The sequence below is a fragment of the Rhizobium sp. GW821-FHT14E12 genome (assembly GCF_058803745.1).
In genome coordinates this window covers 313,053-325,358 of the sequence record NZ_JBXAPH010000002.1, presented here as the reverse complement: position 1 = coordinate 325,358, position 12,306 = coordinate 313,053, and the positions used below count along the sequence as shown (strand labels likewise).

Below are 12,306 nucleotides of genomic sequence, written 5' to 3'. Positions count from 1 at the left end.
ACTCAGATTGAGCATATTATGCGCAAATAGATATTCTCGATATGAGCATATGTCAATTGCGAGAGAGCGGCAATTTCGTTCCGGCGAGTTCACGTTCTTCGCGGATGGCATGGCGGAAGCGGAAGAGCTTGGCCGGGCGGCCGCCCGTTTCGCTTTCGGTGCCGCCGGTTTCCTCGACCAGGTCCTGCTGCTCGATGAGGCGGCGGAAATTCTGCTTGTGCAGCATCAGCCCCGCCAGCGCCTCGACGGTGCGTTGCAATTGCAGGAGGGTAAAACTCTCGGGCATGAGTTCGAAGACGACGGGACGATATTTGATCTTTGCCCTCAATCGCGCCATGCCGGTCGCGAGAATGCGCCTGTGGTCGGCGAACATCGGGCGGCCGAACCGAGCCGATGGCGCGCAGCCCGCTTCTTGAACCAGGCCCGCCTCGTAAAGAATCTCGTAGCGCTGCAGCACCAGGTCTTCATTCCAGGCTGCACCATTGAGCCCAAAGGCATAGTCGACGCGGCGGCCGCGCGGATCGCATTTGCCGCCATCGCTGTCGATCCAGTCCCCCAGTCGGGCGGCGATGTCATCGATGACGGCCGGACGGCCGCTGCGGTGATCTTCCCATGGGAAATATTCGTACCAGCCGTGCCAACCCGACGGACCAGCACCCGGAGCAGGCTGTTCGCGCACGAGGCCGAGATAGCTGATCGAGATTGTTCGCCCGCCGAGGATTTCGTTGTTCCGGTCACGGTCGGCAAAGGTATAGAGCTGCTCGAGATAGCCGACCGGATGCGCCGTCTGCTCTTGCACCCATTCTCGAAGCCCACTTTGCAGCGTCCGGTGCCCGAGCTCGAATGGCCCGGACGGTAAAGCCTCGCCGGAGCGCACTGTCATCACCCGCGGCTCGTGGCCGGTGACAGCCGTCAAAACCGCAATCAATTCAGCGTGCGCAAGCCCGATGGTCAAGGAATCTCCTTATCTTGTCTTACGCATACTTTGTCGCACGAAGAGCAGCCGAAGCCAAATGCTCGGCACTTGTCAGCGGACGATATCAACATAAGAGGCCCTATCGACGGACATAATCCGGATATTGTTCGCAAATCAGATCGATGATCGACAGCGTGCCGGAGAGATGTTTACGCAGGGCCGCGACCGCCTGTTCCGCGTCGCCTGACTGGACGGCGTCGACAACGGCGCGATGGTCGGCCATGACCTGTTGCAGCTTGCCGGGCATCGGCAGGTTCAGCCGGCGCAGCCGGTCGAGATGGACGCTCTGGCGGCGAACGGTTGCCCAAAGCCCCAATATGCCGACCCTCTCGAAGAGAACGCGGTGAAAATCCTTGTCGAGCGAATCGAAGAAATCATAGGTCTCGGGCGACATGACATGTTCTTGCCGGGCCAGAACCTGCGCCAGCGCGGCCGCCGTCTCCGCCGGCTCTTCGGCTGTCAGGCGCCGGATGGCCTCCAGCTCGATCGACAATCTCAGGAAATGCGCCTCCCGGGCGTTGCCGATATCGATCCGTGAAACGACGGTAGCATATTGCGGATAGACCTCGACAAGCCCCTCCTCTTCCAGCCGTATCAAGGCGTCGCGAACTGGCGTCTGGCTGACATTGAATTCGCTCTGCAGCGAGATTCGCGACAGCACCGTTGTCGGCGGTAGGCTCATCGAAAGAATGCGTGACCTCAGGATTTCCAGGATCTGCGGCGCGACCTGGCGCGAACGGTCCAGGGTGAATTCTTTCGGATTTACTCTCACGCGGTCACCTTCCCCATCGAAACTCTCAGCCCATTAAACACAATTTAGGCCTTGATGCACTGATACATTAGTGCTTTAGTCCATCCATGCCAACGCAGTCTCATGCGTCTGGATCATTTTTGGGAGGAAATGATGAGAGCTTTTCTTCGCGGCCTGACCGCGACCTGTCTCGTGTTTGCCGGCACATTGTCCGCCGGTGCCGCCGAAAAGACGGATATTTCGATCACGCGCCAGCCGGGCATCCTTTATCTCGTCAGCCACGTCATGGAGACGCAGAAGCTGATCGAGAAGCGGGCCGAGGCCGATGGTCTGGCCGGCGTCAAGGTCGATTGGCGCACCTTCAGCGGCGGCGGCGCGCAGACCGATGCGCTGCTCGCCGGCAATGTCGATATCGTCAATACCGGCACCGGCAATCTGCTGCTGCTCTGGGACCGCACCAGAGGCAAGGTTAAGGGCATCGTCACCAATTCCGCCCAACCGGTCATCATGGTTTCGCGTGATCCACGCATCAAATCCCTGAAGGACATCCAGCCGGGCGACAGGATAGCCGTGCCGACGGTCGGCGTTTCGACGCAGGCAATCCTGCTGCAGATGGCCGCCGCCCAGATGTACGGCGACGATCAGGTGCACAAGTTCGATACCAACACGGTGCAACTTGGTCACCCCGATGCGATGGCCGCACTTGCAAACCAGAACCACGAAGTGAAGAGCCATTTCTCGGCGCCGCCCTTCCAATATCTGGAGCTAAAGCAGCAGGGCGTTCATGAAGTCGTCAACTCACGCGATATCATCGGGGGCGAGCTGACCCAGGGTACTTTCTTCACGACCACGCAATTCGCCGAAGCCAATCCGACTGTCGTCAAGGCTGTGCGGCAAGCCACAGCCGACGCCATCGAGGTGATCAAGAAGGATCCGAAGACCGCCGTCGAAGCCTATAAGACGGTGAGCGGCGACAAGACCAGCGTCGACGATCTGTTGGCGATCCTGAACCAGCCGCACATGATGGAGTTCCGCATGGATCCGCAGGGAACCATGAAGTTCGCTGCCCATCTCCACAAGGTCGGAACCCTGAAGACGATGCCGAAGGCCTGGACGGATTATTATCTGCCCGAAGCCGCCGATCTCAACGGCAATTGATCCTGAAAGGCAGCGCGAATGCCGCCTCTTGATCCAATTCTTGAAGGAGCCTCCATGCTTCAGGCAAAAATCGCAGCCGATCCGACAACGATCGAGGCGGCTACCGCTGCCACACCGCTCTTGAACGTCGATAAGGTGACGCTTCGCTACAAGACGCCGAACCTTTTGATCACCGCCACCGAGGACGTCAGCTTTTCCGTCGAGACGTCCGATCGCTTTGTGCTACTCGGACCGTCCGGTTGCGGGAAATCGACCCTGCTGAAGGCGATCGGCGGCTATATGACGCCGACGAGCGGCCGCATCGAGATCAAGGGGCAGTTGGTCAAGAAACCGGGCGCCGACCGGATGATGGTATTTCAGGAGTTCGATCAGCTCCTGCCCTGGAAGACCGTGCTCGAAAACGTCATGTTTCCGCTGACGACCGCCCGCCGCCTGCCCCGCGCCGAGGCCGAAGCCATCGCTCGCGACTACATCGACAAGGTGAAGCTGACCCGCGCCGTAGACACCTATCCGCATATGCTTTCAGGCGGCATGAAGCAGCGCGTGGCGATCGCCCGTGGCATGGCCATGCAGCCCGATATCCTGCTGATGGACGAACCCTTTGCCGCACTTGACGCGCTGACACGCCGGCAGATGCAGGACGAGCTTCTCCAGCTCTGGGAAGACACGCGTTTCACCGTCATCTTCGTCACGCATTCGATCGCCGAGGCGATCAAGATCTCCAACCGCATCCTGCTGCTGTCGCCGCATCCCGGCCGCGTGAAGGCCGAGGTTCGCAACGTCGAATCCGTCCGCAATGACACTGCCGCCGCCGCCAAGCTGGAGCAGGACATCCATCACATGCTGTTTGCCGAAGCCGGACATAGGGAATAGGCCATGAGCGCACCACAAATCATTCTCGCGGCCGAGCCGGCAGATGCCGCCGGCCATATCGCCGCCGTCGAGCAGAAGCTCGGTACCCTCGAACTCCTTTGGCAGTCGAGCTTCCTCCGCAAATCACTGCTGATCGTAATTCTCGCGATCATCTGGGAAGTCTATGCGCGGCACCTCGACAATCCGCTGCTGTTCCCAACACTCAGCGACACGCTGAGTGCGCTCTATGATCGTTTCGCGGACGGCGTTCTGCCCGAGCGCATCTGGACGACGCTGAAAGTGCTGATAACCGGCTATGTGACCGGCACCGTGCTCGCGGCTATCCTGACCGTCGTCGCGATCAACACCCGCATCGGCACCGATTTTCTCGAGACCATGACGGCGATGTTCAATCCGCTGCCGGCGATCTCGCTGCTGCCGCTTGCCCTTATCTGGTTCGGCCTCGGGCCGGCGAGCCTGGTCTTCGTGCTGATACATTCGGTGCTCTGGGCGGTTGCTCTCAACACCCATGCCGGCTTTCTCGGTGTCTCGCGTACCCTGCGCATGGTCGGCGCGAATTACGGGCTGACCGGGCTTTCATACGTCTTCCGCATCCTCATCCCCGCCGCCTTCCCCTCGATCCTGACCGGCTTGAAGATCGGCTGGGCCTTCTCCTGGCGCACACTGATCGCCGCCGAGCTCGTCTTCGGCGTCTCCTCCGGCCAAGGCGGCCTTGGATGGTTCATCTTCGAAAACCGCAACCTTCTCGACATACCCGCAGTCTTCGCCGGCCTGCTGACGGTTATCGTTATTGGGCTTATTGTGGAGAACTTCGTCTTCCAGACGATCGAGCGCCGTACCCTACTGAAGTGGGGCATGAAGGAATAAGGCGACGCGCGGATTTATCTCTTCGACTAACCGTTGAATACAAGGCTGGAATACAATGAGCAGCAAAAAGAAACCGGCAGACCTGCGCAGCGCCAGATGGTTCGCCCCCGACGACCTCAGAAGCTCCGGGCATCGCTCGCGCACCATGCAGATGGGCTATGCGCCGGAAGAATGGGCCGGAAAGCCCGTCATCGCCATCCTCAACACATGGTCCGACGCCAACCCCTGTCACGCACACTTCAAACACCGTGTCGAAGACGTGAAGCGCGGTGTCTTTCAGGCCGGCGGCTTCCCGCTCGAACTGCCGGCGCTGTCGCTGTCGGAAAGCTATGTGAAGCCGACCACCATGCTCTATCGTAACATGCTGGCGATGGAAACCGAGGAGCTGCTGCGCTCGCATCCGATCGACGGCGCCGTCCTGATGGGCGGCTGCGACAAGACCACGCCGGGCCTCGTCATGGGCGCGCTGTCCATGGGCCTGCCGATGATCTACCTGCCGGCCGGCCCGATGCTGCGCGGCAATTATCGCGGCGAATATCTGGGGTCCGGCTCGGATGGCTGGAAATTCTGGGACGAACGTCGCGCCGGCACGATTACGGAGAAAGAATGGGTCGATGTCGAGGCCGGCATTGCCCGCTCCTACGGCCATTGCATGACCATGGGCACGGCGAGCACGATGACGGCAATCGCGGAGGCGTTGGGCCTTACCCTGCCCGGCGCAAGCTCCATCCCGGCGCCGGATGCCAACCATATTCGCATGTCATCTGCCGTCGGCCGCCGCATCGTAGATATGGTCTGGGAGGATCTCGTTCCATCGAAGATCGTCACCGCAGCCGCCTTCGATAATGCCGTCGCGGTCGCCATGGCAACGGGCTGTTCTACCAATGCCGTCGTGCACCTGATCGCGATGGCCCGCCGCGCCGGCGTCGACCTTACGCTGGACGATCTCGACAAGGCCGGCCGCACGACGCCGGTGCTCGCCAATATCCGGCCGACCGGCAAGACCTACCTCATGGAGGACTTCTACTATGCCGGCGGCCTCAGGGCCTTGATGGTGAAGCTGTCCTCGAAACTTGACCTCTCCGCCCTCACCGTGTCGGGCGTCACTCTCGGAGAAACGCTCGAAGGCGCCAAATGCTACAATGACGACGTTATCCGCTCACTCGACAATCCGGTCTATCATGAGGGCTCGCTCGCCGTCGTGAAGGGCAATCTCGCGCCGACGGGCGCGGTCATCAAGCCCGCTGCCTGCGACCCGCGCTTCCACAAACACCAGGGACCGGCGCTGGTGTTCGACAGCTATCCGGAGATGAAGGCGGCGGTGGACGACGAAAATCTCGACATCACGCCAGACCACGTCATGGTGCTGCGCGGCGCTGGCCCGCAGGGTGGACCGGGCATGCCGGAATGGGGCATGCTGCCGATCCCGAAAGCGCTACTGAAGCAGGGCCACCGCGACATGCTGCGCCTTTCCGACGCCCGCATGAGCGGCACCAGCTACGGCGCCTGCATCCTGCATGTCTCACCGGAATCCCACGTCGGCGGCCCCTTGGCGCTGTTGAAGAACGGCGACATCATTCGCCTCGACCTCGAAGCTCGCCGCATCGACATGCTGGTGGACGAGGACGAGTTGCAGCGGCGGCGTGACGCCTGGGTGAAGCCGGCTGAAAAATTCGGACGCGGTTACGGCTGGATGTTCAACCGCCATGTTGCGCAGGCCGATACCGGCTGCGACTTCGATTTCCTGGAACCCGGTTTCGGCCCGACGCCGGGCGAACCCGATATTTATTGATCGCAAAGGATATATCTTATGAGCAATTACGTGCTGAGCAGCGAGACGCGCAACAAGCTGTTGGGCGTCGCTACGCCGACGATCGCCACCGCGCTCTTCAAGCGGGGCTTGCGCAACCAGTTCATCCAGGATGTGCACCCGCTATCGACGAAGAAGGCGAACATGGTCGGCCAAGCCTTTACGCTGCGCTACATTCCGGCGCGTGAAGACCTGAATACGCTTGAGGTCTTCCGCAATCCAGAGCATCCGCAGCGCGCCGCCGTCGAGAGGTGCCCGCCCGGCGCGATCCTCGTCATGGATAGCCGCAAGGATGCTCGCGCCGCCTCGGCCGGCTCGATTCTGATCTCGCGGCTACAGGTGCGTGGTGTCGCCGGCGTCGTTACCGATGGCGGTTTTCGCGACAGCCCGGAGATTGCGGCCCTCGATATCCCCGCCTATCATCACCGCCCCTCCGCGCCGACGAACCTGACGCTGCACCAGGCGATCGAAATAAACGGTCCGATCGGCTGCGGCGATGTTGCGGTTTTCCCCGGCGACGTGCTTGTCGGCGACAATGAAGGCGTCATCGTCATCCCCGCCCACATTGCCGACGAGATCGCCGATGAGACCGTCGAAATGACCGCCTATGAGGATTTCGTCACCGAGGAAGTGCTAAACGGCGCGACCATCATCGGCCTTTATCCGGCAACCAGTGACGCCCCCAAGGCCAAGTTCGCCGAGTGGCGGAAGCAGAAGGGTCGCTGATCTGGCGATAAATCGAAACCCCGCCGGCGATTATGGCGGCGGGGTTTTGCATAAAATAATAGAGACTTAACCGGCCCAGCTCATCCGATTCAGGAAGAAGCTTTCATTCGGCGTAGGCTGGAAGTTCAACGGCTTTGCGGCACCGTAGATCGCAATCATCTGGTAGAGCGGCACGGCGAGCACATCATCCACGATCAACTGGCTGATCTTTTCATAATCCGCCAACCGCTTCTGCTGATCGAGCGATGAGCCCGCATCGTCCAGCAGTGCATCGATCTCTGGCTTGGCGACGATTGCCCAGGTGCTACCCGTGTGGAAGAGATAGTTCATAACCCCATCGGCATCCTGGCAGGCGCAGGAATTGGTGCTGATCGCCAAGGTCGGAGCTTCGATCGGGCCTTTCTGAACCAGTTGTAGGAAGGTCGGCGTGTCGACCTGCGAAATCTCGACGTCGAAGCCGACTTCCTGCAATTCCTGCAATATGGCTTCGGCCACACGCTGGTCGAAGAAGGTGCCGACGGTCAGCTGGAACTTCGGCGGCTTGCCGACGCTGGCGATCAGAGCCTTTGCCTTGTCCGGATCATAGGGCAGTCCGGTAATCTTATCGCTCCAGCCGAAATGCGCCGGGGTCATCATCTGGACGACCGGCTTGTCGAACCCACCGAGAATGCCTTGCGTGATGCCGGCCTTGTCTATGGCATAGGCGAGGGCCTGGCGGAGCTTTAAATTGTCGAAGGGAGGCTTGTTCGGATTGATCCGGATAAAGGACATTCTCTCCGTCAGGATCGGCAGGGCCTTGACCGTTTCCGACCCCGCCAATTGCGCCGCCTGATCGGACGTCAGAGCGCGGGCGAAATCGGCCACACCGGCCTGTAGGTCCGCGAGCCTGGTCGAGGCATCCGGCACTGCGCGGAAGACTGCCTGCTCGAATGGGCCTTTGTTGCCCCAATAGCTGTCGTTGCGAACAAGCGTCACGGCAACGCCGCGATCCCACTTGGCGAACTTATAGGGGCCGCTGCCGACGGGTGCCAGATTGAACGCCTGGTCGCCGACTTTCTGCACCACATGTTCGGGGATGATGGACAACTTGGTGAGCTGCGCAAGCAGCGGCGGATAGGGGCTCTGCAGCGTCAGCGTCACCTCATGCTCGCCGGAGACCTCAGCCTTTGCGATCTTGGCGAACTGGCTGCGCTGAGGGCTCGCCAATTTCGGGTCGATGATGCGATTGACGCTGAAGGCGACATCCTCGGCCGTCAGTGGCGTGCCGTCGTGAAAGGTGACGTCCGCGCGCAGGGTGAAGACGATTTTCGTATCCGACAGGCTCTTCCAGGAAGTGGCAATTTCGGGAGCGATCTTACCGCTATTGTCGCGCGTGACGAGGTTGTCGAAAATATTGCGATAGACGAAATAGCTGTCCGGATTCCATTGCAGCTGCGGATCGAGCGTCGACGGCTCGTTGACGAGATCCACGACGATCTGCTGCTTTTCGGCAGCCTGGGCCATCATGGTGGACGGAAGAAGAGCGAGCCCGAAGACCGCCGTTAAAACAAGAAGCTTTCGAAACATCATCATCTACTCCTTTAAGAAATCAGGCGTTTTCACATGGCATGCGGCGGAATGGCCGCCCGGCTGAAGCGCTTCGAGTTCAGGCGATACCGTCCGGCAAATGGGCACGGCGATGGGGCATCGGGTCGAAAAGCGGCAACCCGGGGGTGGATTGGCAGGACTCGGCAGATCCCCTTGCAGAATGATGCGCTGCCGGCGACGCTGTGCCTTGGGGTCGGGCAGCGGCACGGCGCTGAGCAGCGCTTCCGTATAGGGATGAACGGGGTTCGCAAAAACCTCCGCCGTCGATCCGGTCTCCGCGATCCGGCCAAGATACATCACCGCGACCCGATCCGCGAAGTGGCGCACCACGGAGAGATCATGCGAGATGAAGAGATAGGATAGGTTCAGGCGCCGCTGCAATTCGAGCAGCAGGTTCAGGATCTGCGAGCGGATTGATACATCAAGCGCCGAAACCGGCTCGTCGAGGATAAGCAGCTTGGGCTGTAGCGCGATGGCGCGGGCAATAACGATACGCTGGCGCTGGCCGCCGGAAAAGGCATTGGGCTTGCGGTCGGCATGGCCGGGATTGAGCCCGACGAGCTCCAGCAACTCCCCGACCCGTTGCCGGCGCTCCTCCCGCGTGCCGATACCGTGAATGATCAGCGGCTCGGCAATGCTTTCCCCGATGGTCAGTTTCGGATTGAGGGCAGACACCGGATCCTGGAACACGATCTGGATGTCTCGCGAAAGATCGGCACGGCGCACCGAGGCATCGCTCGTCACATCTTCGCCCGCGAAGATGATCCTGCCCGATGTCGCCCGCTGCATTCCAAGGATGGTGGCGCCGAGAGTGGACTTGCCACAGCCTGATTCACCGACCAGCGCCAGGCTTTCCCCCGGTGCGATATCGAGATCGACCCCATCGACGGCCTTCAGCCAGCCGACCGGACGGCCGAGAAAGCCGCCACGGATCGGGAAATGCACACGAAGGTCGCGTACGGAAAGAAGCGGCCCGGTCATGCGAGCCCCCCGGTCAGGTCCTGATGCCAGCAGGCGGCGCCGCGGTCCGCGCCTGCGGCGACAAGCGGCGGCGTTTGCCGACAGTCCTCGTCGGCCAGAGGACAGCGCGTCGAAAACCGGCAGCCTTCCGGCCAGGCGCCGATATCCGGCACCGTGCCGCTGATGGTCGGCAACAGTGCCTTCGCCTCGCCATCTAACCTCGGAATGGTCGATAGCAGCATCCGCGTATAGGGATGCCTCTGTTCTTCGAAGATCGCGTCGACGGAGGCCTCTTCGACAATCCGGCCGGCATACATCACCGCCACACGGTCGGCGATATCGGCAACGACGCCCATGTCGTGGGTGATCAAGAGGATCGCCGTGCCGGTCTCGGCGCGCAATCGTTTCATCAGCTCCAGAATTTGTGCCTGGATCGTCACGTCAAGCGCCGTCGTCGGCTCGTCGGCGATAAGCAGGCGCGGCCGGGTGATCAGCGCCATGGCGATCATCGCGCGCTGGCACATGCCGCCCGACAGTTCGAAGGGAAACTGATGGAAGCGCATGGCCGGTTCGGGAATGCCGACCTCTTCGAGCATGGCGATCGCCTGCCGCTGTGCCTCCCTGCCCCTTACCCCGCGATGGACAATCAGGCTTTCGGCAATCTGCTTGCCGATCGGCATCAGTGGATTGAGCGAGGCAACCGGCTCCTGAAAGATCATCGCCATTTCGTCGCCACGCAGGCGCTTCATGGCGGCGTTGTCGAGGCCGGCGAGCTCCTTGTCGTTCAGCCGGATCGACCCTTTGTTTCTCGCCGCAACGCGCGGCAACAGACCCATGACCGAAAATGCTGTCATCGACTTGCCGCAACCGGATTCGCCGACCAGCGTGACGATCTCGCCGGCGGAAACCGAAAAACCGACGCCATCGACGACGGGTTTGCCGCCGATGGAGATATGCAGATCTTCGACGATCAGGACCGGAGCGGTCATATGGGGTCAGCCTCGCGAACGGCAGCCCATGGGTTCTTTGGGTGAACCATGCCCGAATTGATGCCGTTACGACGGAGAATCGCCGAGGGAACAGCGAAGTTGACCGGGTAGAGCGTGTCATCGATGACTTCGACGCTGAACTCGGACGCGACGATCGGCGCCACATCGGATGCCGCTGTCCGATTGACGCGGATGGTCGTGCCGCTGGCGTCGATGCGCGGACTGAGGAAGGCATCCTCCAGCGATAGGCCGTAAGCCGCGACATAGGTGAGAATCTGCGTCACGGCCGGAACGATCTGTCGGCCACCAGCCGCACCCAGCGCCAGCTCCGGCACGCCGTCGCGCGTCGCGACGATCGGAGACATATTGGCAAGCGGCTTGCTGGCCGGCGCGATGGAGTTGGGTTGGCCCGGACGCGGATCGAACCACATCATGCCGTTGTTGAGCGCGAAGCCCGTCTCCGGCACCACGACCTTCGAGCCGAAGCGCGACAGCAGCGTGTTCGTGAGCGAAACCATGGTGCCATCGGCGTCGACAACACTGAGATGGCTGGTGCAGCTTTCGCCGGCGGCATGGCCGAGATGCTTCAGCCTATATTCGCTGGCACGCCGGATAGCGCGGGCAAAGGCCAGGGCCGCAGCCCCGCCGAAAGGATCATTCTCCGGCAGGCTGGTTTCAAGTTCAGACAATGCCGCGCAGAGGGTCGGGCCACCCGAGAGCTCCGGTACGGCATGGACGACAAGGCCCTTGAACTCCTGCGTCAGTGGCGCCAGCCAACGCGGCGCGTAGCCGTCGAAATCCTGTTTCGAAAGCACCGAGCCGCCGTAGGTAAGCCCCTTGATCAGTTGGTCGGCAAGCTCACCCTCATAGAAATCACGCGGGCCAGCAGCGGCCAGCCTTTCCAGCGTTCTCGCCTTCGCCTTCATCGGCAGGAAGGCTTTGCGTCCAGCCTCCGGCACGCGCGGCGCGCGACCATTGTGCAGGAACAGTTCCGATGCCGCCGGAAATTGTGCCAGATTGGCGCCGTCGATCGCCAGCGCCAACGCCGCATACCAATCAAGCTGCAGGCCAAGATGCGCCTGCTCAATAGCTGGGGCAAGAGCATCGGCCCAGGAGATGGTGCCGAAACGGGCCAGCGCCTCGGCAAAACCGGCAATGGCGCCCGGCACGCAGATCGAGCTGTAACCGATCAGATTGCGATCACCTTCGACCGAGGGCCAATCGAACCAGTCACCGTCGCGTCCCGGAACCAGCGGATAGTCGGCGGGATTGAACGCGGCAGGCGAGATCACGTTGAAATCGAGAACATCGACCGCGCCACCAGCATCGGCACGCACCATAAAGCCGCCGCCGCCGATACCCGACAACCACGGCTCGACAACACTGAGGACAAGTGCCGTCGTCACCGCCGCATCGATGGCATTGCCACCCGCCGAAAGCACGGCGGCTCCGGCTTCCGCCGCTCGCCAATTCTGGCAGGCGACCATGCCGTGTTTGCTGCGCGTTTCATGCTTGCCGATCTGCCAGGTCTCGCTCATGCGCGCACTCCAGATAGAAAGGGTGAAAAGCCGTGGCCGGGCTCGACCGTATCCTGGCCCATGTCCAGTTT

11 protein-coding genes are annotated in these 12,306 nt (G+C 61.4%); 5 read left to right on the top strand and 6 right to left on the bottom strand.

The window, feature by feature from the left end:
- Nucleotides 1–52: 52 nt before the first annotated feature.
- Both AC1RO0_RS09725 and AC1RO0_RS09720 read right to left on the bottom strand, forming a co-directional pair.
- Nucleotides 53–955, bottom strand: coding sequence for an NUDIX hydrolase (locus AC1RO0_RS09725; RefSeq protein WP_498592688.1), 903 nt, complete (start codon nt 953–955; stop codon nt 53–55).
- 100 nt (nt 956–1,055) lie between these two features.
- Complete coding sequence (locus AC1RO0_RS09720) at nt 1,056–1,748, bottom strand: GntR family transcriptional regulator (protein WP_498592687.1); 693 nt, start codon at nt 1,746–1,748, stop codon at nt 1,056–1,058.
- Nucleotides 1,749–1,877: 129 nt separating this feature from the next.
- On the opposite strand from AC1RO0_RS09720, the gene AC1RO0_RS09715 reads away from it, so the two are divergent.
- The 5 genes from AC1RO0_RS09715 to AC1RO0_RS09695 are packed head-to-tail and all read left to right on the top strand — an operon-like array spanning nt 1,878 to nt 7,161.
- Entirely contained in the window at nt 1,878–2,885 is a 1,008-nt protein-coding gene (locus AC1RO0_RS09715) for an ABC transporter substrate-binding protein (protein WP_498592686.1), read from the top strand.
- Between the two features lie 54 nt (nt 2,886–2,939).
- Nucleotides 2,940–3,758, top strand: coding sequence for an ABC transporter ATP-binding protein (locus tag AC1RO0_RS09710; protein ID WP_498592685.1), 819 nt, complete (start codon nt 2,940–2,942; stop codon nt 3,756–3,758).
- Between the two features lie 3 nt (nt 3,759–3,761).
- Nucleotides 3,762–4,625, top strand: coding sequence for an ABC transporter permease (locus tag AC1RO0_RS09705; RefSeq protein ID WP_498592684.1), 864 nt, complete (start codon nt 3,762–3,764; stop codon nt 4,623–4,625).
- A 55-nt stretch (nt 4,626–4,680) separates the two neighbouring features.
- A complete protein-coding gene (gene araD / locus AC1RO0_RS09700; RefSeq protein WP_498592683.1) occupies nt 4,681–6,417 on the top strand; it encodes an L-arabinonate dehydratase in 1,737 nt (578 codons plus the stop codon).
- Between the two features lie 18 nt (nt 6,418–6,435).
- Nucleotides 6,436–7,161 carry a ribonuclease activity regulator RraA gene (locus tag AC1RO0_RS09695; protein WP_498592682.1) on the top strand — a complete coding sequence of 242 codons (726 nt, stop codon included), beginning with the start codon at nt 6,436–6,438 and terminating at the stop codon, nt 7,159–7,161.
- A 66-nt stretch (nt 7,162–7,227) separates the two neighbouring features.
- Here the strand turns inward: AC1RO0_RS09695 and AC1RO0_RS09690 are convergent, their stop codons facing one another.
- From AC1RO0_RS09690 to AC1RO0_RS09675, 4 genes are read right to left on the bottom strand one after another with little or no spacing between them, the layout of a single operon-like run.
- A complete protein-coding gene (locus AC1RO0_RS09690) occupies nt 7,228–8,727 on the bottom strand; it encodes an ABC transporter substrate-binding protein (RefSeq protein ID WP_498592681.1) in 1,500 nt (499 codons plus the stop codon).
- A gap of 6 nt (nt 8,728–8,733) precedes the next feature.
- A complete protein-coding gene (locus AC1RO0_RS09685) occupies nt 8,734–9,729 on the bottom strand; it encodes an ABC transporter ATP-binding protein (RefSeq protein WP_498592680.1) in 996 nt (331 codons plus the stop codon).
- The gene (locus tag AC1RO0_RS09680) at nt 9,726–10,697 is read right to left on the bottom strand and encodes an ABC transporter ATP-binding protein (protein WP_498592679.1); all 972 of its coding nucleotides are present in this window, start codon (nt 10,695–10,697) and stop codon (nt 9,726–9,728) included. The genes AC1RO0_RS09685 and AC1RO0_RS09680 overlap by 4 nt, the downstream gene beginning before the upstream one ends.
- Entirely contained in the window at nt 10,694–12,235 is a 1,542-nt protein-coding gene (locus AC1RO0_RS09675; RefSeq protein ID WP_498592678.1) for a gamma-glutamyltransferase family protein, read from the bottom strand. The genes AC1RO0_RS09680 and AC1RO0_RS09675 overlap by 4 nt, the downstream gene beginning before the upstream one ends.
- Nucleotides 12,236–12,306 lie beyond the last annotated feature (71 nt).